The organism is Erysipelothrix sp. HDW6A (assembly GCF_011400295.1).
Classification (GTDB): domain Bacteria; phylum Bacillota_I; class Bacilli_A; order Erysipelotrichales; family Erysipelotrichaceae; genus Erysipelothrix.
Map to the genome: position 1 here is coordinate 2,015,270 of NZ_CP049859.1, position 21,903 is coordinate 2,037,172.

Annotated in this window: 19 protein-coding genes and 2 pseudogenes; 6 read left to right on the forward strand and 15 right to left on the reverse strand. The window is 33.1% G+C overall.

The genetic code is table 11. From position 1 onward, the window contains the following. Positions 1 to 51 precede the first annotated feature (51 nt). The 5 genes from G7059_RS10265 to G7059_RS10285 all read right to left on the reverse strand — a co-directional run bounded on the left by G7059_RS10265 (position 52) and on the right by G7059_RS10285 (position 6,730). Positions 52 to 1,062: an ADP-ribosylglycohydrolase family protein gene (locus tag G7059_RS10265; protein ID WP_166082015.1), complete on the reverse strand. Its 1,011-nt coding sequence runs from the start codon at positions 1,060 to 1,062 to the stop codon at positions 52 to 54. A gap of 219 nt (positions 1,063 to 1,281) precedes the next feature. Beyond that, entirely contained in the window at positions 1,282 to 3,678 is a 2,397-nt protein-coding gene (locus G7059_RS10270; protein WP_166082016.1) for a CDP-glycerol glycerophosphotransferase family protein, read from the reverse strand. Continuing rightward, positions 3,633 to 4,370 (reverse strand): hypothetical protein, encoded by a 738-nt coding sequence (locus G7059_RS10275; RefSeq protein ID WP_166082017.1) that lies wholly within the window; start codon positions 4,368 to 4,370, stop codon positions 3,633 to 3,635. The genes G7059_RS10270 and G7059_RS10275 overlap by 46 nt, the downstream gene beginning before the upstream one ends. Beyond that, positions 4,367 to 5,047 carry a membrane protein insertase YidC gene (locus G7059_RS10280; RefSeq protein WP_166082018.1) on the reverse strand — a complete coding sequence of 227 codons (681 nt, stop codon included), beginning with the start codon at positions 5,045 to 5,047 and terminating at the stop codon, positions 4,367 to 4,369. The genes G7059_RS10275 and G7059_RS10280 overlap by 4 nt, the downstream gene beginning before the upstream one ends. A 390-nt stretch (positions 5,048 to 5,437) precedes the next feature. Next, the gene (locus tag G7059_RS10285) at positions 5,438 to 6,730 is read right to left on the reverse strand and encodes a recombinase family protein (RefSeq protein ID WP_166082019.1); all 1,293 of its coding nucleotides are present in this window, start codon (positions 6,728 to 6,730) and stop codon (positions 5,438 to 5,440) included. 668 nt (positions 6,731 to 7,398) lie between these two features. Here G7059_RS10285 and G7059_RS10290 point away from each other — a divergent pair. Beyond that, on the forward strand, positions 7,399 to 8,568 hold the full coding sequence (locus G7059_RS10290) for an IS110 family transposase (RefSeq protein WP_166082020.1): 1,170 nt from the start codon (positions 7,399 to 7,401) through the stop codon (positions 8,566 to 8,568). Between the two features lie 132 nt (positions 8,569 to 8,700). On the opposite strand, the gene G7059_RS10295 is transcribed toward G7059_RS10290, so the two are convergent. Next, positions 8,701 to 11,283, reverse strand: coding sequence for an InlB B-repeat-containing protein (locus G7059_RS10295; RefSeq protein WP_166082021.1), 2,583 nt, complete (start codon positions 11,281 to 11,283; stop codon positions 8,701 to 8,703). Positions 11,284 to 11,768: 485 nt separating this feature from the next. On the opposite strand from G7059_RS10295, the pseudogene G7059_RS10300 reads away from it, so the two are divergent. Further along, positions 11,769 to 12,873, forward strand: a pseudogene (locus G7059_RS10300) (IS3 family transposase). Positions 12,874 to 13,027: 154 nt separating this feature from the next. Here G7059_RS10300 and G7059_RS10305 read toward each other — a convergent pair. The 8 genes and pseudogenes from G7059_RS10305 to G7059_RS10335 form a co-directional block, all read right to left on the reverse strand. Then, positions 13,028 to 13,603: pseudogene (locus G7059_RS10305) on the reverse strand (plasmid pRiA4b ORF-3 family protein). A gap of 459 nt (positions 13,604 to 14,062) precedes the next feature. Beyond that, on the reverse strand, positions 14,063 to 14,272 hold the full coding sequence (locus G7059_RS10310) for a hypothetical protein (protein ID WP_166082022.1): 210 nt from the start codon (positions 14,270 to 14,272) through the stop codon (positions 14,063 to 14,065). 231 nt (positions 14,273 to 14,503) lie between these two features. Next, a complete protein-coding gene (locus tag G7059_RS10315; RefSeq protein ID WP_166082023.1) occupies positions 14,504 to 14,941 on the reverse strand; it encodes a hypothetical protein in 438 nt (145 codons plus the stop codon). Then, positions 14,934 to 15,062 (reverse strand): hypothetical protein, encoded by a 129-nt coding sequence (locus G7059_RS10605; protein WP_255489629.1) that lies wholly within the window; start codon positions 15,060 to 15,062, stop codon positions 14,934 to 14,936. Before G7059_RS10605 ends, G7059_RS10315 begins: the two co-directional genes overlap by 8 nt. A 261-nt stretch (positions 15,063 to 15,323) precedes the next feature. Continuing rightward, a complete protein-coding gene (locus G7059_RS10320; RefSeq protein WP_166082024.1) occupies positions 15,324 to 15,683 on the reverse strand; it encodes a hypothetical protein in 360 nt (119 codons plus the stop codon). A gap of 10 nt (positions 15,684 to 15,693) precedes the next feature. Then, entirely contained in the window at positions 15,694 to 16,023 is a 330-nt protein-coding gene (locus tag G7059_RS10325) for a hypothetical protein (RefSeq protein WP_166082025.1), read from the reverse strand. 10 nt (positions 16,024 to 16,033) lie between these two features. Then, positions 16,034 to 16,279 carry a hypothetical protein gene (locus G7059_RS10330; RefSeq protein WP_166082026.1) on the reverse strand — a complete coding sequence of 82 codons (246 nt, stop codon included), beginning with the start codon at positions 16,277 to 16,279 and terminating at the stop codon, positions 16,034 to 16,036. A 58-nt stretch (positions 16,280 to 16,337) separates the two neighbouring features. Further along, positions 16,338 to 16,943 (reverse strand): hypothetical protein, encoded by a 606-nt coding sequence (locus G7059_RS10335; RefSeq protein WP_166082028.1) that lies wholly within the window; start codon positions 16,941 to 16,943, stop codon positions 16,338 to 16,340. Positions 16,944 to 17,376: 433 nt separating this feature from the next. Here G7059_RS10335 and G7059_RS10340 point away from each other — a divergent pair, with 433 nt between their 5' ends. The 4 genes from G7059_RS10340 to G7059_RS10715 all read left to right on the forward strand — a co-directional run bounded on the left by G7059_RS10340 (position 17,377) and on the right by G7059_RS10715 (position 20,740). Further along, entirely contained in the window at positions 17,377 to 18,753 is a 1,377-nt protein-coding gene (locus tag G7059_RS10340; RefSeq protein ID WP_166082029.1) for a Y-family DNA polymerase, read from the forward strand. Continuing rightward, positions 18,734 to 19,105, forward strand: a complete 372-nt coding sequence (locus tag G7059_RS10345) for a hypothetical protein (protein WP_166082030.1) — start codon at positions 18,734 to 18,736, stop codon at positions 19,103 to 19,105. The genes G7059_RS10340 and G7059_RS10345 overlap by 20 nt, the downstream gene beginning before the upstream one ends. A gap of 371 nt (positions 19,106 to 19,476) precedes the next feature. Next, entirely contained in the window at positions 19,477 to 20,592 is a 1,116-nt protein-coding gene (locus tag G7059_RS10350) for an ISL3 family transposase (RefSeq protein WP_166082031.1), read from the forward strand. Positions 20,593 to 20,608: 16 nt separating this feature from the next. Then, positions 20,609 to 20,740 (forward strand): transposase, encoded by a 132-nt coding sequence (locus tag G7059_RS10715; RefSeq protein ID WP_166082115.1) that lies wholly within the window; start codon positions 20,609 to 20,611, stop codon positions 20,738 to 20,740. A gap of 124 nt (positions 20,741 to 20,864) precedes the next feature. On the opposite strand, the gene G7059_RS10360 is transcribed toward G7059_RS10715, so the two are convergent. Beyond that, a complete protein-coding gene (locus G7059_RS10360) occupies positions 20,865 to 21,464 on the reverse strand; it encodes a hypothetical protein (protein ID WP_166082032.1) in 600 nt (199 codons plus the stop codon). Positions 21,465 to 21,903 lie beyond the last annotated feature (439 nt).

The window sequence follows — 21,903 nt, forward strand, 5'->3', positions numbered from 1 at the left end:
TCAGTACTGTTTCTGTTTTACTAGAATCTCATGTCCTATTTTATATATAAATTATTCCACCAACGAAGTTATAACATCATAAAGATCTATACGTTTTAGTATTGATAAATAACTATCTAAGTTCTCAAGAAGTATCCCTAGTATATTTCCTGTTAGTATACCTGTAGAATCACTATCTCCATTATGATTAACACTGGATAGTAGTGCACCTTCCAGGTTGCTTGTATACTTTATTGAACAGTATAGTGCAATTGCTAATGTTTCTTCAGCTACCCATCCTTCACCAATTTGGCTGATTGCATATCGATCATTAATCGAATCTTCTCGTGCTAAACGAATACTCTTTTCAATTAGACGTTTGTAATCTAATATTTCACAAAAATTCGAGAATTGATTTACTGTCTCGTTCAATGAAATAAGAATCCATTCTTCTAAGACTACATTCTCATTTCTCGCAAGACATGCTAATAGGTATACGAAGTGATATGATGCAATAATACTTAAGTCATGGCCATGTGTTATACACGATACATCCACCCCTAACATTGCGATTTGGTGTTCTGTTAAGTCACTATTCAAAGCATAGTATACCGCCAAAGGTGCTAGTCTCATAACACCACCATTTCCTTTACTATTGTTGATTCTTGAAGAAAACGTTCCCATTTCACCAAACATTAGTGCGTCCATGCATGTTCTTCCCGGAGCATGTGCTTGTCTCATTATTGGAAGACGTGCTAATTTACTCACGTCTGGATGTAGTATAGCAATATTGTTATTAATTGAATATAACTGAGTCCATCCCCAGTCTATGTAACATTGATAGATTGAATTCACTGGATCACGCTTATCATTATATATTCCTTCTAGTGTGTAGAGTGACATTTGTGTATCATCGGAAACTATCAAAGGTTGATTTGTCATTTTCTCAAAAGTTACCTTATTACTAAAGAAAGAGTCAATTTCAGATTCACTCATAAACTCTACTTGATAACCCATGGCATCTCCTAGAGCTCCTATCAAGATAGTATTCCTTAATAATTCATTTATATCTTTAGTTGTCATACGCCTCTCCTTCATATATATTGGTAACCATTTTTAATATCTAAGTTTCCTTCTCCAACGAGACTATAAACACATATAACCACAAACCAACTCAGTAAGTAATCAGTCATTTTTATTGTATGGCAATAACTCAAGAAAGACAACATTGAACGATATGAATATAGAAAACAAAAACTTCCCATTTCAAGGAAGTTTTTTAGGAAGCTAATCGTTTATATACTACTCTGTTGGTTTTTGAACCCGTACTCCACGAACTTTAAAGAGTGGTTTACCATCATCGATACCTCCGTGGATGATACCATCAATAACCTCTACCCCAGAAGTAGTTTCAGTGAATAAAGTATTTGGCTCAATACGAAGCTTGTCGTACAAACTATTATCATCATACATGTATGCTAATATGGCTGGCATAACATCCTGAATAGTCTTAATTTCAAAACGAGTTGCCGTGTCTTGATCTGGCCAAGATATCGCTAGGAAAGCACCGTAGCGATCTTGTACATCAAGTTGGTCAATCTCTGAAATATCAACGCGACCGTCAAGTGGTCCCCCATTCTTTGTAAGATAAGGACCATGATCTCCTGCAATGATTACAATCGCATCACGTCCTGGAAGATTGAGTGCTTCAATATCTTTGCGCATTTGCGTGTTAGCTTCAGCAAGGTGCTCCACATGAAGATCAAAATCAGCTTGGGTTAAGAAACCTGCATTCGTGGTATGACCAGGAAGATCTTCATGAGAATACATGAATTCTGGTTGATCAAGATGATGTGTCAGCGCATTGCTTCGAATAGCTTGGTACTCGTTATAATCAACATTTGAGAATTCTGTATCAAAACGGAACTCACCTTCTAAGATTGCCTTTCCGATGATGACTTCTGGTGCAATCGAAAGTGATTCGCTTGGGAAATATTCGCTAAAGGTCGGATGGTATCCCTTAGTATAATAATCACTACTGTGGATGGATCGAGTATAGTAACCAATACTCTGTAACTTTTGAACTACAGATGCTGACCCGGAAAGAATTCTTCGCGCTTCGATGCTTCCATCTGGGAAAATATCAGGATTTACCACACGTGACATTGACGAAAGAGAACTTGGTGCAACTGAATATGTACCATCATAAATAGCAAATCCTTGATCTAAGAGATAGTCATATTGAGCGTCATTATCTATTCCATAAGTATTCATTGTTTCTTGATTTTCATATGCATCATAAATTAGAAGATAGATATCTGGGCTGTGCTTTAAAGACATTCCTTTTGTTTCTGCTGCAACTCGACCATTATAATCAGTCTCAAACGCATGCTGACTAACTCCTGACAAATGCTTTGATACAGATGTTACAAGACTTGTAATGAAGAAAGCCATAGCAACAATAATAATGAGCATTTTCTTTTGGTAAAACAATATAAAGAATATCGCAACACACAAAGCAATCAGTATCAATAAGATTTCACGTATGGGTGTTATACGTCCAAAGCTTGCCATATTATTAATAATAAAGGCAAAGGACAAGCCAATGGAAACACTAACTGTTTTCGCTATAAATGGACTGAGTATCCAAGGAATTAGTACAACGAGTAGCGTTGCTATTAAGAAGAAGAAAGCAAATATTTTAATTGATCCTTCTAATGATAGAATATCTTGATTTGCAAATAAGTATTGAACAATAGGTGTTAAAGGGAATGCAATGAATAAGAAGTCTTTGAAATCAAGCGACTCTTTTTCTTTGGTAAATCTTGTTTTACCCTTTTCCTTAAACCATGTTAGAGCAGTTACAAGTAAGCCAAGTAAAAGCAGGACACCGACAATTAAAGGCATTATTCGTCCTAGAAATTCAGTTGTGTGACCTTCGGTTGGTATTAAGCGTCTGGCAATAAAACTATAGCCAATAAGCAAAACAACCCCTAACATAATTTGAATGAGCATTGCTGGATTGAAAATTGCTTTGAGCGAACGTGTAAACCATGAATCTTGGTTGCTTTTCGCATATGAATTGAAGGTGAAATCACGATTGAGAACGTGAACTATATCGCTCGCTTCATTATCATCGACATATTCAGGTTCTTCCTTAATTTCTTTAAGTAATGAAACCAAGAAATCAACACCACGCTTGCCAGCTTCTCCAGGATACATATTAAAAGCATTTGAAGCCTGTTGTGATAGGGATGAACGTGAACTACTTTGTAGCATTTCAGCGACGACATCTGTAATATGATCAACATCCTCATCATAAACAGTCTTACCAATTACATCTAGAAGTTTAATATCCCAAGAGGTGTCTTTTAAATCCATTGCTTCACGACCACGTTTTTCAAATTGACTATGAATTGTCAGAATAGGTTTATTAAATAAAGCATTAAAGTCAAAAATGATTCCCGAGAAATCACTAATCATCAAATCAGCTTGAGCTAATGATTCTAGATTAGAAGCATCTCTATTCCAAACACGGTGTTTATTTTCTGGAAATTTCTCTAATAACTCTTTCATTAATTCTGTATCTGAAATAAATGATTGGGGATGTGGCCTAATTATTACATTATATAAATCAACCGATTCCAGTTGGGTTAAGATTTTATGTCCGTATTTTCTGAGAAGGCATGATCTCCCCATGTTGGTGAAATAAGTATCGTTGGACGTTTATCTTTAAAAAAGTTAGTTTCAGTTTTCCTTTGTGCTAATTCTTTACGTGAAACATCTAGATAAGTATTACCTATGATTTCAATTTTTTTATTTGGAAGGTTTCGAAGTTCTTCTAATTCTCGAATAACATGTTTATCTCCTTCACCACCAATCATCACACTATCAAAGTAATCAACGGAGAAGGCTTTATAACTATTTATACTACCTGTTGCATGGGAAATCTTACAATAGTGTTTTACATTGGAACTACGTTTAATTTCAAGAACATCTAACCCAGGCGTAGTCATAACCACAAGATCCGCGTTGAGACGATTGAGGTTAAAGTATGCCTCTCGGCCTGTACCAATATAAATAGCTTCCATACCTTTAATTTCTTCTGTAAGGCCAGGATCAGATTTATCACTGGTAAAGTATGTGGTTTCTAAACCACGACTACTGCATTCTTCTAGGAGTGGTTTAAATACATTCCAATATTGACGACCTTCTGAGTAAAACACTAGACCAAATTTTCTTGAAGGATCAAGGACTTCACCCTTATCTCCCCCAATACTAAATTTTCGATAGATAAATCCCTTTAACATAAAGAAACCTACTGACACCATTGCTATCGTTGCGGATATCAACATACTCCCTGTTCCAGGATCAATATAAGCAATTATCACGCCGTGATTCCCCCTTTCTTCTCATCAATTTTTGCATAAATAATGGTCTTAATTAGACTGAAGATGTTGTTACATGTCCAGTAGACCAGAAGACTCGCTGGAGAATTATAGAGAACCACTAAAAAGAATACTGCAATGACTACTATTGTGATCTTTTCACTACGAGAGGAATCTATCGCATAGATATAACCAGACGATAAATTAATTGCTGTCATTACAAATGGTAATACATTAATGGATAAAGTCCCTAGTTTTAACAATCCGTCAGGAATTGCTAAATTTGATAGAAATAGAAAGGAAACTCCTTCAAAACCAGCATAATTTGATAAAAAGGCATACGCTCCCATGAAGAATGGGATTTGAATTAATAAACTGACTAATCCACGCAATACATATGCTGGATGATAATTGTGCATACGATAAACATTATTCGTATATAAATATAATTCATAACCTTTATAGATACTTTTAAATTCGTCAAGTTTAGGCTTCATTGCTTCCTGAACTCGTTTCTCTTTCTGTTCAATTTTCTCAGCAATATGGTAAAAAGGCAGTAAAATTAGATTGATAACAATACTCAGTGCAATCAATGTAAGTCCATGATTATGAATGTTTCCAAGGAGCCACATAAATATAGTGCCAATAAACTGAGCAAATGGGCGCACAATTGTTTCCATCACTAAAATCCTCCAAATTTCTTATGTTTTCATACTTACTAATTATATCTAAATACTTATTCCTTTACAATTTTTTGTTTTTCAAAATATTTCTATTATCTAAAAAGATAATGCTTTAGTTCTATCATTAGAAATGACATCCTAGTCTTGCAAGAAAGCTTGACTTGATATTACGCTATGAATATTGGTCTCTAAAATCCAACAATTCAAAGAAGAAGAACAAAAAACTTCCTATTTCTAGGAAGTTTAGCTTATGTGTCAATGGTGCCCCGACCCCGAGACTCCCGAACTACCGAGGTAGTTTATGGTCTTGATGGGGTGCTTGTTTGGGTACACCAGTGTTCATTTGTTATCTATATTATAACAGTTAGTCGAGAAAAGTAAAGGTTTTCATTCAATAAACTCAACTTTTTTTACTGTTTGTGTTTTTAAGTCTATTGTTATCCTTTTAACAACTCTTTTTACTAAGATCATTTTTTCAGTTTCTGACATGTCTTCCCAGTATACTATTCCATTTAGTATTTCTGTTACTTTTTCCTCAGTCCTAGTAATACCTGACTTAATTCTTTCCTTCTCAGATATATAGTAATCTAGTTTTATTATTCCAATATCATATAGGTGTTTGAGTTCATGAAAACTCATATCTTTTTTCTTAAGATTATTTATTATTGCTTTGCAGGCTAGTCTAGCAACCTCTTCAATATACTTATTCATAAAGAAGGTCATTTCTTCATCAATTATCTCTTCATTGATTCTTAGTTTGCTTTTAATGTTTACGTAATACTTATAACTTTTAGTTTCCTTTTTGGTTGAGTCAGCAACTAACTTCTTTCCAGAAATATCATAACATTTTCCTTTATAGGTATATTGGTATTTGTTACGTCTATTCTTATGAAGGAACATCTGTTGAACATTCTGAAACATTTCTTTAGAAACAATTGCGGGACTGTGATCTTCAATAGCGATTCTCTTGTTTCTATATGTCCCTGTATATATTTCATTGTTTAGCACAATCTTTATCCTGTCATAAGTCCAATCAAAATTAAATGTATTATGATTGCATCTCATAAAATGAAAGATAGCATTAATTGCTAATTCCTTAAAATAATACTGGTTATAGATTTCCTCTACCATTATTGCTTCATTTTCATTAATCATTAATTTTTTGTCTATTAAATCATAGCCAAAAGGTGGTTTTCCATGAACCCAGTTCCCTTCAAATGCAGACTGGTCTAATGCTCTTATTGTACGTTCACTAATAGCTTCACGTTCCCATTGTGCCATTAAAATTATGAAACTGACAAAGAACCTTCCTATTGCTGTTTTTGTATCAATCTTTTCCTTTAAGCTGAACAGTTGAACATCATATTCTTCAAATAACTCGATAAGAGTAATTAAGTCTTTCATGCTTCTTGTTAGTCGATCAAGGTTATGAATAACTACCTTACTTATTAAACCGTCTTGTATATCTTGTAGCAACATAGACATTTCTCTTCGCTTAAGATTCTTCGCAGAGAAACCATCATCAATATATTTAATTACCTCTTCTTTGAACTCATCATCATAAGCCTTAATATACTGATCTATCCGTTTTTCTTGTTCCCTTAGATTGTATCCTTTTTCCGCTTGGTCGTCTGTCGAAACACGACAGTATACAGCAATACTTCTTTTGTTTGAAATCATTTAAAATTCCTACTTTCTATGATTAAGTAGGAGCGCTCCACTGCTTGCTTAAGCAAGGTCATTATACCAAAGAAACAATCCATCGACTTAAATAATGTAAGTTAAGATGTATAGGCGTTTAGAAACTTTCATGTAAAATAGATTACATCTTGTGTTATAATACCAATGTAGGACATGGTGATGAGTCCAAAGGAAAAGGCAGATGCGTCAACATCTGCCTTTTTGTTTGCTTTGTAGGATATAGTGATGAGTTAGTTACTACTTATCAAGTAATAGTCTAACCAGTATCACCATGAGTAGAAGAACTAAGATTAGCTCTTGCACTCGAGTTTCCTGCCTTTCTAGGGGCAGTTATTGCTGTTTGTCCTACAAAGCAAGTAATGAAGAATATCAAATAGATACCTGGTATATTATAAATGACTCATCAGTTCATTGTTAATTATACCAATTTATGTCTAGGTGCTTTTGTTTTCTTTATAATTAAATTGTGGATGTGTACTTGCACAGATACCTTGTAGCTTGACTACCTTGTGGAGAATCTCGCCACTTCTTTGTATTAAATTAGCAATTAGTTTGATGAGTCTTTGAATTCAGATTTACCAGGTTCTAATATACTTTGAAAGTGGGATTGACACATTACACAGCATAAGAGAAAGGATGATGAAATTTTGATTACTATTGGTATAGATATTGCAAAGTTTGAACATTGCGCATGTGCTATTAATCATGATACAGGAGAATTTGTTGTTGAACCATTTTTCTTTAAAAACAATATTGAGGGATTTAGTAAACTTAAATCATCTCTATGCTCAATAAAAAGTGCTCTTATAGGAATTGAAGACTCAGGACATTATGGAGACAATTTAATTTTTTTCCTTTTAAAAAATAATTTCAAAATTGCACTTATTAATCCTAAAACAACAATGGAACGACGTAAAGGCAAATTAAAGTCAGTTAAGACAGATAAACAAGATGCGATATTAATTACAAAAGTCCTTCTCGATAAAAAAGACTATCGTATTATGACCAAAGAAAACTATGCCCTGCGTCAACTTAAGCATCTAACAAGACGAGTACATGACATGAAAAAGGACCTAAACGTTTATAAAAACAGATTGCAAAAGGAAATCGACCTTGTCTTTCCTGAATTTAACTCTCTTTTTAAAACAAAGTATGGGATAATATACAACCGAATCCTTAAAGAATTGAGTAGTGCTTTTGTAATTTCGAATACTGACATCAGGAGCATCAGAAAGATTTTTAACATGAAAATACAAGGAAACAAAATATCTCTAACTGCAGAAGAGTTAAAAGCAGCAGCAACAAGAAGTGTAGGTGAACACAATGGTGCATCTGAGTATCAAATTAAATACCTCATTTCTGTAATTGAATTAATCAAAGAACAATGTATAGAATTGAAAAAGATAATTGAGGAATACAGTTTACAACTTAATTCACCTATAGTGACAATACCAGGTATTTCTCATTTTTCTGGAATGTCGATTCTTTCTGAGTTCAGGGATATTAATTTGTTTCCAACTGCGAGTCAACTAATTTCCTACGCCGGTGTTAATCCTTATGTTAGTGAATCTGGAATCTATAAGTCTCCACACACTTCTATAACAAAACATGGAAACCCCTATTTAAGAAGAGTGTTATATCAAGTTATTCTTCCAGTTATTCACAATAATCCAACATTTCTATCATATTACAACCTTAAACGATCACAAGGAAAATCACATCGTTGTGCTAATGGTCATGCAGTTAGGAAACTATTAAGAATAATTCACCATCTGGTTACCAAGGATGTTGATTTCAATTCAAAATTACTTGTTTAGTAGCAAAATAAGTACATTAAAACTAAGTTTATACAATTCTTCATAAAAAAATGAGTCATACTGTATGACTCACTTTAGAAACGTTTTATTTATTAGTTAATTTTCTCTTTTTATCGAATATTATTTCTAAACTTAGTAACAGTCCCCAAGAGTTGCAGCCCATAATCCAAGATAACTCTCTGACACTCCAGTTGCTGGAAGGGTTGGCTTCTCAGGATCAACTGGATTTGTAGGTTCTACTGGTATAGTCGGTTCAACAATTTTCTTCCACTGTGCAACATAGGTTGCATTTCCTGTTACTGTTGACGATACTTTTGGTAACCATCCTTCAAAGGTATAACCTTCTCGTGTTGGTGTTCCTTGGAATATTGGAGTAGAACTGTTTTCAACTAGATTTGGATAAACTTGATCGGAAAACACCTCTTCGCCTTCAACTCCATCTGTATACATTACAGTATATTTTTTGACTGGTTCTTCATTTTTTTTCCACTGTGCAACATAGGTTGCATTTCCTGTTACTGTTGACGATACTTTTGGTAACCATCCTTCAAAGGTATAACCTTCTCGTGTTGGTGTTCCTTGGAATATTGGAGTAGAACTGTTTTCAACTAGATTTGGATAAACTTGATCGGAAAACACCTCTTCGCCTTCAACTCCATCTGTATACATTACAGTATATTTTTTGACTGGTTCTTCATTTTTTTTCCACTGTGCAACATAGGTTGCATTTCCTGTTACTGTTGACGATACTTCTGGTAACCATCCTTCAAAGGTATAACCTTCTCGTGTTGGTGTTCCTTGGAATATTGGAGTAGAACTGTTTTCAACTAGATTTGGATAAACTTGATCGGAAAACACCTCTTCGCCTTCAACTCCATCTGTATACATTACAGTATATTTTTTGACTGGTTCTTCATTTTTTTTCCACTGTGCATATAATGTAATATCTTCTGTTAACATAAATGTGTCTCGAGGATTAAATGCTGTCCCTTTGCCATCAGCTTGGGTATTCCACTCGATATATTCATAATTATCTCTTGAAATACTTACTTCAGTATTTGTTTTTATCTTGACATCAACATTAGATGCAACTGATTCCACGAAAGATCCATTTCCCCCATTAGCATCATACGTTAATTTAAAGATTGAAATAGGTTCTTCATTAACGAAGTTAATGTCGTAATTATTTAAGATGTGAGGCTTCGCACTGGTAGTTACACCTGTAATAGAAGTATTACTGAACTTAAGGTTGGTTAGTTCATCAGCATTAACAGGAGGCTGAAATAAACCAGCAATTGAGACATTATTATCAAAATAGTTTTCATCGTCTAATACAACATTTTGGTATTTCTTTACATCAACTGGATCATTATAATCTAAATCATAAGTATATATTGCACCACCTAGCTTTTCGGCAACATTTTTTTCAAATCTCGAGCTATACAGGTTTGCTTTCCCAAGATTAAATACATAGATAGCACCTCCATTTGAAGCAGCATAATTCTCTTTAAACGACGAATTCTTAACATCTAGTGGGACATTCCAATTTTCAATAGCTCCACCAAATTTTGCACTATTATTTTCAAACGTAGAGTATTCAACTTCCGAATTATCACTCACTGTATAACGTGTAAAGAGTCCTCCACCTTCGTTTGCTGTATTATCTTTAAACGTTGAGTTCTTTACGGTTACAGGTGCATAAGCAGCAATTCCACCACCAGTATTTTCTGTCTTGTTTCCAATAAACACACTATCCAAAATAGTAAGCGGATTAGCAGTATATAATCCTCCAGAACTTTTTACTGATGTATTATCTAATAGATTGGCATTTTTCATTGTGTATGATTTATTGTTAGCGTTTTTTTCAATATAAACACCACCACCTTGATTTGCCTCATTATTTTTAATAGTACCACCATTAAACTCAAAATCACTGGATGATGTTACTGCAAATCCACCACCGTATTGATTGGGTGCTTTATTATTCTCAATGGTACCACCATTCATGATAAAAGTTCCAGCAGACAACACACCACCTCCACTACCACTTTGTGCGATATTTCCTGAAATAGTACCACCATTCATGACAAATGTGTTTCCATCAGAAATACTAATTCCACCACCATTTTTAGAGGCAATATTGTTTCTAACTGCACCACCATTCATGATGACGGTTGCATTGTCTCCAATAGTACGAATAGCACTTGCATCACTCAATACTCCTACGCAGTTTTGAATTATTGCACCGTCATTAAGTGTCACCGAGGAAGGCATGGTTGCATTAAAAGGCATGACAAACATACCACCACCTACTCCACCACCATCAAGGATAATATTCTCAAGAATTAAATCCCCAGCTACTTGTGAAAAATGGCGTTGTGTATTTGTCTGATTACTCTCTCTTCTATTATAAATTGTAAATGGTCCCTCGTTGGATGATTTTAGGGTAACTTGGTGGCCATACGTTATTCCGCCCCATGACCCCATATCAAGGTCATCTTCATATAGTGTTACTGTATATTTTCCCTTTCCAAGTTTTCCTACAGCAAGAAATGTTTCATCAAATCGTCCAAATCTTCCGATTTCTTCTCCAGTATCATCATTAGTTATAATATACTTCTCTGATGCACCAACTTCATCGGCTTTGATAGGCACTAAAAAACTACCAAAGAAGCAAAAAATAACTGTAAACCACGAAATTGTTTTCTTTTTCATAATTGTCCCTTTCTATTATGTATATATTATACTAGAGATTTCGCTTAATTAATACATAATATAAGCATTTTGATAATTGAAGTATTTGCTCCTACTTTAAAATTTGGATAATATCAAATTATCGAATCAACAGTTTACAGGATAAGTCCGGTTTCATAATCATCAAAGTTTGCTTTCCAGGCTTAGATACTTGGTTGATTACAAAAGGAAAGGAATTCTATAAGTCAAATAATTATTATCTATCAAAGTGTTGACAATCTAATAATTGATTAATGACATTGAAAAGATGAGAAATTAAAAAAAAATTGTCCCTGAAAAATTGACAATGAAGTATCTACTAATTAAATATCTTTAGTTTTATTCAAATAATACAAATAGATAAAAACACACTGGATGGGCTACACTTTAGTGGACAAATAAATTAGTTATATCACGACAAACAAAAATTGTTTGATAAGATGTAATAAAGAAAGAAGGTATCCACTATGGCACGAAGAGCTCGACGCAAATTTAATGAAGAGTTTAAAACACAAATTGTAAACTTGTATTTAGGTGGTAAAAAGAAAACGGAGATTCTTAGAGAATATGATATACACGCCGCTACGTTAGATCGTTGGATTAGGCAACATGAATCTACAGGTTCTTTTAAAGAGAAGGATAATCGTACGCCTGAAGAAAATGAATTGATCGAACTTCGTAAACGTAATCAACAACTTGAAATGGAAAATGATATTTTAAAGCAAGCAGCGCTGATTATGGGACGAAAGTCAAAATAATTAGTCAGAATAAAAATAAATATCCTATCAGCGCAATGTGTAAAATTCTAAATATAAGTCGATCACATTACTACAACTATAAAGAAAATACTCAATCAAAAGAACCGTTAACAGAAACAGTAAAAGCCATCTTTAGAGATAGTAAGATGACATACGGTACGCGAAGAATTAAAGCTGAATTAGACACTAAAGGATATACAGTATCAAGACGAAGAATTGGTCATATAATGGCTAATGAAGGGCTTGTATCGGTTTATACGAAAGCCAAATATAAGGTATATCTTACAGAAGTCAATGAAGCACCAATTAAGAATGAACTTGATCGAGAATTTAATAATCGCAATCCATTAGAAGCTATCGTGAGTGACTTAACCTATGTCCGTGTAGGAAAGCATTGGAATTATGTGTGTACAATAATGGATCTTCATAACAGAGAAATTATTGGTAATAGTGTTGGCCCTCATAAGAACGCCACACTTGTATATAAAGCATTTAGCAGTATCAAGCATGACTTATCGCGTATAGGCTTATTCCACACAGATAGAGGAAAAGAGTTCATTAATAAACAAATTGATAGTCTCTTATCCGCATTTGACATCAACCGTTCCTTAAGTCATAAAGGAACCCCTATGATAATGCAGTGGCTGAAGCTAATTTTAAAAGTTTGAAATTTGAATTTATTTACCAAAACAAATTTAATACACTAGAAGAATTAGAAAGAGAATTAGGAGGACACATCTGGTGGTACAATAATGAACGATTACATTCTTCGTTAGGGTACAGATCCCCAGTTGAGTACGCTTTAACTGTATAACTATAAATATTGTCCGTTTAAGTGTTGACAGTCCACACTTCAAAAAATCTTGTATTTTATATAGTTATCTCCATCGCTTATCTTATCATACTTTGTATATAATAAGGATAGAAATTGAAAAGAAAAGCGTGAGCAAATTTTCTCACGACTTTTTTCAACTTCTTAATGCATCATCACTTTCTTCATATGAAACTAATTCTCTTAGCTTCGTATTAATTATCATCAATGATTTTGTATCTAAAGGAACGTATTCTATATACCCTAACCAATTAATTAATTCTAGCTTTTCTTCTTCTGTTCCATTTTTTAATTTCTCTATAAAATCTTGATATCCTGGTATACCTCCAACATCATCTGGCGGACAAACGCCTACTGCTTCGATTGCGATTGCTGGATCATCATATTGTTTTTTTTATTCCTTAATCTCTATATTATGTTCCCACCAGTCGCCAAAATCGTAGATGTATGTTAGTTTATTAGTATTTGTATAAACATCACTAATCGTTAGTTTAGTAGCGTCTACTTCATTAGAAACATCATCATCCATATACCCGACAATTCTTATTCCTTCTGGTGTTACAAACTCATATAAATGAGAGTTATTCCACCCCATTGCTGTTTGAATTACTGTGTGTAAATCATTCATGGTTAGATTTTCATCAACAACAATTACTCGATAGCACGATTCATCTAATCCTATTAGTTCTACTTTAATTTTATATTGCTTCATGTTTTACCTTTCCTCTTTTAATCAATATCCTCTATTTCTTTTCTTTCTTTGCTTGTAAAATATAGTCTAAATGATGATGATATTATTATAATTATCGAAAGTACTAAATTGATTTGGTTGTTATTCTCAAAATTACCAAGAATAACAAGCCCCATTAAAATAAGACTTAGGATTATTGTGACTATATTCAGAATAATTGAAATATTAAACCTGCTTTTCATATACATCACCTCTTAATAATATTATAGCATTTTTGTAAGTGATTTTACGCATGGGGTCGTCTAGGCAAAAATTAGAGCTGCCGCTATAAAGTATAACGTGGCGAACAGCCCGTTATAAACGAACAAAGTGAGTGATCTTTATAGTGGTGGCTCGTTAAGATTTTTGCCTAGGTGACCCCCGCGATTTTTTACCCACGTAGATTAAATAATATGCCGTGAGCAAATTTGCTCACGGCTTTCAATATACTTCTTCTACACTGTTCACCATGATTTCGGTATCAATACTATCTTCTGCTCTCAATACTAATTCTTCATTTTGATATTTTTCAGTTACTTTAAGACAAGCAAGCATTTCTGCATCTTCTTCATATTCAGTTGTTATAAATACTTCTTCTATAATTTCTATCGTTTCAATAATTGAAATAGTAACCTTAAACTCTCTTTCCATGCTATACTCCTTTGGTAAATTGATATGTCTTTTTATTTTGATTAATGATATAAGTAGTCCCGTTTACAAATAGGTTGTAAACATAGTAGCTTTCATTAGGTATTAATGAAGATATCACTACAAGACCATGTACCTTTAGACTATCATTAATATAATCAAGTACACTCCCTTTCATCATAGAGGATGAAAGGGTTGTACATTCTTCATTTAGATACTTTAGAATACATTCAATCACGATAAATACTTATCGTTCCAATCTTCTTCTGATACTCCATGGTTTTCGTACTGATAATCGTAGCACTCACTTATATCTTGATGAAGTATTTCATTTTGATTTTGATACTCTTGATATGTAATCTCTAAACTATCAAATATACGATTATTCATATTATCAATTTTTATTCCCTTTTCCATACATATTAATGCTTTAAGAAATAACTTAGGACTTTCTTTTTGAAGTGATTGTAATTGTCCTAATATTGCGTTTAATAACACACATTCCATAGTGCTATCTTGAGCCATCATTTCTAATACTTCTTGCTGAAGTATTTTTTGATAATGTGACTTGGGTACTTCTGTATTTTCATGTAGATAAGTCATATCACTCATTTTTTGAGCCATTTTACTAACTGGCAACTTTACAAAATCATCAATAAATTTTTTACTCATTTTCTTTTTGCTCCTTTAGTTTTAACTGTTCAATATTTTCATTAAGATTAATTAATTCTTGTAGAATATCACGCATAACCCATATCATCGTATGATAAAACTCACTTTCTAATTGTGTCATTAAAATGCTCCTTTCATAGTTTTTAAGATTGAACTGTCATTTTGAACTCAATGTTTTTTCAAATTAAGCAATGTATATTTCCGTATCATGAGTATCATAATCTTGTGAACACATTTTGCATTGTAATAATTCTTCATTGACTTTATCTTTTGCAAGTAGATATGCGTCATTAATATCTTCTGCACAAACAACAACATCAACATATTTTTCAAAGGTTTCCTTAACTACAACTGTTAACTTATATTTTTTTATATGGACTCCTTATTTAAGGCTATCAAGAAAGATAGCAAATAATTCTTTTCTAATCTTTTCTTGTTTTAGTTCTGAAAACTTATAACCAGTTTCCCATGTCCCCCACAAGTCCATAGGACACGCCTTATAGGTATCATATAGATATTGCAATACTTTATCATAAGCTCGTTTTGATTTTGATTTACAACTAGGTAAAAACTGTAATGAGCCACTTATCATTGAATAAAAATATCCCTCAACTTCATATAGAAAATCATTTTCATTATCAAATGCTACAACGTACCTTTCATAGTGTTTAGGGGAAACATTATTTGAACAAGCATAAATAATGATTGCTTTTTCTTTATGATTAAACGTTAATGACTTCACTTTTCGTAACTCATATTACGCTCCTTACATATTTCTTTATTGATTGATTTACTTCATCAAACACTCCATTATAATATTCGCAAGCAAGTTGCAAGCATTCACAATCTTCGCTCAATGAATATGTATTACTTTCCAATTCTTGAAGATTGGCATATTCATATTTATACCACCACCAATTAATAACATCATATATTCTTTTAAGTAGATAATCTGGTAGTCCATTCTTATCTTTTATCATTTCACAGTAGACATCATTAAGCCATGAAACAGTTGTGTAGATTGCTTGATTATCTACTTCTTCATCATTTATAATTCCTACAAATTGATTTTTTATTTGCATACAAACTCCTTTATAATTTTAGTCCTAATCGCCCCAATATATTTACAATGTCCAGTTCAGACAACATGCCATTACCTAAATAATCAAACTCCAACATAGCTTTTAATTCGTATGTAACTATCAAATCACACCATAACTCTAATTTCTCGGAATAATCAATAACTCCATTTTCAAATAATGTATTAATCAGTGTTGAAACATCATCATTTGTTATATTTGAATAGTTATTGAAGATTGCTAATGCTTTTTTATTCATATTCAACAAACTCTTTATTTTATATTTGTAGTTCATGGGTAGTGAGCAAATTTGCTCACTACCATTTTTCATAGAAATCATATTGTCTTAATGTATAGTCATTGCTCACTTTTTCAATTCCTATAACACCTACTTTGTCATAAGCCCATGAACCTACACAATCACTATCATAGTCTGAGAAATAGTCCCCACCACCACGACCATTTGAATTACATAGTAATAAAGGTATTGGCGAAATACGAAAGCCTCCTTCGTTTTCTCTACAACAATCTAAATGACAATACTCTTTTTTGTCATAATTCACGAAAACATGAGATGACGTTAGTTCCTTGACTTTATCTTTCAAGTTTTCATAGCCTTTATCACTTAGTTCACTATGTTCAAAAATAATACCTTTTGCTTGGATTTCAGTTACATAATCAAAAGACTGTGGGTTAATTTTAGAGAATATATTCTCATTCCACTCTTCATCAGACTTATCAGAATAATCGCCACTCCATACCACTTGATTACCGTTCCACTCTTTCATTAAAAGTAGTAACACTTCCACGACCATAGGATTATAATAGTAAGAATGTTCCATGAGTTTTAAGCCACATCCATAATCAAACGAAACAAGAAACTCCTTACTATCTAATGACATTGGTTTATAGTATTGACCCATAACATACCACCTTACAAGCGTTTTTCGCTTTGCTTTCTAGGCTTTAGGTTTTTATTCCTTTGCCACCCAATCCGCACCACTTGGAAAGTGAAGAATGCAAAACGCAATGGAATCACTGACCGAAAGTCGCACGAGTGCGGGTGTAGGATGAGCGCAGCGAATGAATCAGTGATGGAATGGAGCTTGAGAGTAAAATTTTATTCAAAAAAGCGCCTTACTTTTTTTAATAAAAATTTACGAATTTTGCAATCGTAACGGCAAGTGGTAAGGTACGGGTGGCAAAGCTAAGAGTATATTTTTTTTTAAAAAGATTGAATCCCTCGATTCAATCTTACAATAGGGAAATGCGGTGTATTTCCGCATATCCTTTTTATTAGTATGTGTCTTATAATGTCCACTACTTGATGTATAATAATGGTATAAGGTGATAAGTATGTATGAAAGTTCATTAGTATTTGATTATGATAAAGAACCCAGAAGAGACATCCTCTGCATTGACTGCAAAAGTTTTTATGCTTCATGCGAAGCGGTAGAACGTGGACTTGACCCTCTTAAGGTTAAACTCGTAGTTATGAGTTATCCTAGTGATAATGAAAAAGAGCGTGGTAGTGGACTCATTCTTGCCTCAAGTCCAGAAGCCAAAAAAGCCTATGGCATTTCTAACGTAAGTCGTGCTAGAGACTTACCCTTTCCCTACCCAGAAGATTTAGTTATAGCACCACCACGAATGAATCTATATATGAAAAAGCAACGAGAGATCAATAGCATCTATCGTACATTCGTGGATGATTCAAATATATCCGTATACTCAGTTGATGAGACGTTCCTCGATGTAACGGAATCACTTTCTTATTTCAATTGCTCCAGCGCTTTTGAACTTGCACGGATTATTCAAACTAAAGTATTTAAAGAGACTGGAATCTATACGACAGTGGGCATTGGTGACAATCCACTACTAGCTAAACTCGCACTCGATAATGAATCAAAATATAATAAGAATATGAAAGCAGAATGGCGTTATGAGGATATCGAATCAAAGGTATGGAACATTCCTGAGCTTACCGATTTTTGGGGTATCGGTAGTCGTACTAAGAAGCGCCTAAACGCTCTCAATATATATTCGATTAAAGATTTAGCACATTCAAATTACTATAAGTTAAAGAAAGTGATGGGTATAATGGGTGCGCAACTTTATGCCCATGCTTGGGGAATAGATCGAACATTTCTTGGTGAAACCTATACTCCTAAATCAAAATCAATTGGCAACTCTCAGGTATTAAACAGAGATTATACTAACAAGGATGAAATTGAGATTGTAATACGAGAGATGGGAGATCAAGTAGCAAGTCGTCTTCGCAAAGAAAACAAAAAGACACGATGTATTGGTCTTTGGGTTGGCTACTCTCTGAGCTATATCGATGAAGATGGTAAGACAGGTTTTAGTAAACAAGTTACCATTGATGCCACAAATAGTAGTAGGAAAATCAACGAAGCATTGCTTGAAATCTTTAATAAATATTATGATGTCCAGGTCGTTAGAAATATCGGGGTAAATTGTACGAAGTTAGAAGACCCTAGCACACAGCAGCTTAACCTTTTCGAGAGCGCAGAGTCCTTAGAAAAGGAAGATGATTTTAGTGAAGTCGTCGATACCATTAGAAAAAAATACGGCTTTACTAAACTTGTCTATGCAAGCAGTATGCTTAAGGGTGGACGAGCAATCGAACGAAGCTCACTCGTTGGTGGACACGCTGGTGGCATGAGTGGTATTGAAGGAAAGGAAGATGACGATGAAAAAAAGAAGAACTAAGAAAGAATTTATAGATTACAATGATTATCATGATCGTCCTTTTGGATTAAAATGGGGAACTGCTTTTGCACTTGACGAACTTACTCAATCAATAGAGAAAAACAAAAGAATCGCAAATAGAAATGTTAAAGAACTTCCACAAATGACCCGCCACGACATTGATAATGTTCTTCAATTTGCTTTCTTAAAGTCTAAAACACTATCCATTCAATTAAATGATAAAGATGAATACAGTCATTATCATGATAGTATCATTGGTAAGTTTGAAGGTTTTGCAGATGAGTCTAACCTTTATATTGGCGAATTACCATTGCCCTGGGATTCAATAAGAAATGTTAGTATCGTTAAATAAGTTTATAAGAAAACTATTTACACAAAATATATGAGAAACAAAAACCCAGTCTAAATTTGTGCTTTTTTAATTTGTAAATACATTAATGTATTTTTTATGAGTGTAACTTTAATATGGTTTTAAAAAATCAATATTTACATCTATTAAAAAATAAGTTTTTATAACAAAAAAGAAGGATTGCCAAAGTCCTCCTTCTTTTCTAAAATTCAATTTTTAATGAGTATTCGAGGAAGTTTGAGATTTGTACGACCTTCGAGGAAGTTTGAGATTTTTTCAAGTTTCTTTTTTGTTAGCTTCGAAGAACTTTGAGATTGTTAAAAAAAGACAAAGCCTCTATGATTATTTCGTCGAAAATAATAGGAGGCCTTGCCATGAATAATGCTATCATAGAATTATTAAACTTAAAAGAAGAAGACATTGAGTCTTTATCTTGTCATCGTTTAGGTGAAGATTTATGTGTTGAATTGTCTTTAAAAAGGAAGCAATATATATGTCCTAAATGTTCTCATCTCACTCATAAAGTTCTCAATCAATATACAAGAGTTATTAACCATGGAATATTTATTGGAAAGAAATGTATTGTTCACTATAGACAGAAACGATATAGATGTCCTCTTTGTGAACATACCTTTAATGAACCATGTCATCTTGTAGCCAAATACCAGAAGAAATCATTATCTACTTATATTCAAATTATGGAACTACTTAAAGATCCTCATATCACTTTTAGAAAAGCAGCTGAACTATTAACGATTTCTGACAAAACAGTTATGGATACTTTTTATAAAAACCTACCTGAGTACGAACCCGTTTTACCTCGCGTTCTCTGTATTGATGAAGTCTATTTAGGGAGGAACTCAATAAAGAAGTATGTTGCGGTATTATTGAATTTTGAAACTAATGATATTGTTGATATTATTTATGGCAGAACTAAAGATTCACTTCACTCATACTTTCAAAAGTTCTCTAAAGAGGCACTTGATAGTGTTGAATATGTTAGCTCAGATATGTTTGAAGGATATCGAACGATGAAAGGTACTTACTTTACGCAAGCACGACTATGCATCGATTCTTTTCACGTTATCCAACTCATTAATGAGATGTTTAATAAGCAGCTTAAAGCAATTATGAAAGGATTCGATAAAGATTCAGACGAATACTACTTACTTAAGCATAAACGTTTCCTCTTACTTAAGAACGGTGACTCTATTGATTGGTTCAAACAAGAATATAGTCGCAAATTCGGTTACTATATTTACTTACTAAAGGTAAGAGAACTTCTTTTCAATATCAACCCCATTATTAAAGAAATTTATGATCTCAAAGAAACATACATTGTATTTAATCGACTCAAAGATAAAGAACTAATCGAAGTTCAATTTGAGGTAATCATTAATTCATTTTCTTCTCACCCAAATGCAGAGGTAGCTAAGGTAGGAAGAACCCTTAATAAATGGAAACTAGAAATCCTCAATTCCTTTACTTGAATAAAAAAAAAGAAGGATATCAAATGGGCCTATAGAATCACGAAACAAAACAATTAAACTTCTTATTTATAATGCAGCTGGTTATAGAAACTTTGATCATTTAAGGCGTAGAATTATATATTGTATTAACCAAAAGAAAAAGGGATAACTTTAATAATTATCCCTTAAAATCTCAATCTTCTTCGAAGCTAACATCTCAAACTTCCTCGATGCTTACACTTTATTTTCTAAAAGTTCCTCGAAGATCCTTTTTAATTCATTTTAGTGTTTCATTACTGTAAATCTACATACCCTGCTGGACACTTCCAAGGTCCATCTGCTTTAACATATCCGTATGAAAATTCTCTTCCAACCACATTATTCCTACTACTGTTACTATGCCACACATATTCATTTCTCTTCTCTCTTTTAAGCACGTCAATGGGTTGTGATTTAACTTGTGCATACTCAACTCCAAAAACTCTCTCTGGTTTATTAACCTCATAGAATCGATAAGCAGAAATAGCCATAGTAGGTATATTAGCGCTCGCAAATGCAGTAGCGAATCCATAAATAGCTATTAAACTATCAATCAATGGATAATTTAATTTATAATCAACATTTCCTCTACATACTATAATCCAATAACCAGAATATCGTGGAGAAATTTCTTGTACATCATAATCGTCATCTGTATACCCACACATTTCAGAGACTCTTTTTTCAGATAACCACTCTTTATCTCCATTAGTGGTTATGAGGTAAGTGATTTCTGTATCCCCGTTAACTTCTACGATAGTATCAGGTTTATTATTTTCTTCAGCTGATATAGGTAATGGGCTTAGAGTAAATAGCAGTGTTAAAATCAGTGAAAACACAACAAATTTTTTCATATTGTCTCCTTTTCTTAAACAATTTAATTTTAGATTGTCTAGTATAATTTGCTGAGAATCTGTTGCGCAACTTTTTCAACTTCATTATAGTACTTAGGAACTAAATTTAAAAGACTATTATAGTTTACAAACAGATGGTATAATAATTTAAGGAGGATTATTAAAATGAAAAACAGTAAATTGGATAATTATTTAAAGAAACTAAGTAATCAAAAAACAAGTGACATAATCATTTTATTGTCAATGGTATTAACTTTTCTTTTCTTTCTATTTATTAAGCAAAGAGTTATCATCGATGAACTGGGAATTCTCGCAGGAATTTGGTGTATATTAAAAAGCCTCTATGATTTCTTTTTATTAAAGAATAAATCAGACTTGCTTCTATTAATAATTGGAATCGTACTATTGTTGTCAGTAATATGGAATTTTTAATGTATTC

Bases quoted from the DNA above. Each gene is read 5' to 3' on its own strand.
- G7059_RS10330 (WP_166082026.1), bottom strand. From the start codon at position 16,279: ATGAATAAAAAAGCATTAGCAATCTTCAATAACTATTCAAATATAACA.
- G7059_RS10280 (WP_166082018.1), bottom strand. From the start codon at position 5,047: ATGGAAACAATTGTGCGCCCATTTGCTCAGTTTATTGGCACTATATTT.
- G7059_RS10335 (WP_166082028.1), bottom strand. From the start codon at position 16,943: ATGGGTCAATACTATAAACCAATGTCATTAGATAGTAAGGAGTTTCTT.
- G7059_RS10325 (WP_166082025.1), bottom strand. From the start codon at position 16,023: ATGCAAATAAAAAATCAATTTGTAGGAATTATAAATGATGAAGAAGTA.
- G7059_RS10315 (WP_166082023.1), bottom strand. From the start codon at position 14,941: ATGAGTAAAAAATTTATTGATGATTTTGTAAAGTTGCCAGTTAGTAAA.
- G7059_RS10270 (WP_166082016.1), bottom strand. From the start codon at position 3,678: ATGGGGAGATCATGCCTTCTCAGAAAATACGGACATAAAATCTTAACC.
- G7059_RS10340 (WP_166082029.1), top strand. From the start codon at position 17,377: ATGTATGAAAGTTCATTAGTATTTGATTATGATAAAGAACCCAGAAGA.
- G7059_RS10310 (WP_166082022.1), bottom strand. From the start codon at position 14,272: ATGGAAAGAGAGTTTAAGGTTACTATTTCAATTATTGAAACGATAGAA.
- G7059_RS10285 (WP_166082019.1), bottom strand. From the start codon at position 6,730: ATGATTTCAAACAAAAGAAGTATTGCTGTATACTGTCGTGTTTCGACA.
- G7059_RS10265 (WP_166082015.1), bottom strand. From the start codon at position 1,062: ATGACAACTAAAGATATAAATGAATTATTAAGGAATACTATCTTGATA.
- G7059_RS10295 (WP_166082021.1), bottom strand. From the start codon at position 11,283: ATGAAAAAGAAAACAATTTCGTGGTTTACAGTTATTTTTTGCTTCTTT.
- G7059_RS10350 (WP_166082031.1), top strand. From the start codon at position 19,477: ATGAATAATGCTATCATAGAATTATTAAACTTAAAAGAAGAAGACATT.
- G7059_RS10605 (WP_255489629.1), bottom strand. From the start codon at position 15,062: ATGACACAATTAGAAAGTGAGTTTTATCATACGATGATATGGGTTATG.
- G7059_RS10360 (WP_166082032.1), bottom strand. From the start codon at position 21,464: ATGAAAAAATTTGTTGTGTTTTCACTGATTTTAACACTGCTATTTACT.
- G7059_RS10345 (WP_166082030.1), top strand. From the start codon at position 18,734: ATGAAAAAAAGAAGAACTAAGAAAGAATTTATAGATTACAATGATTAT.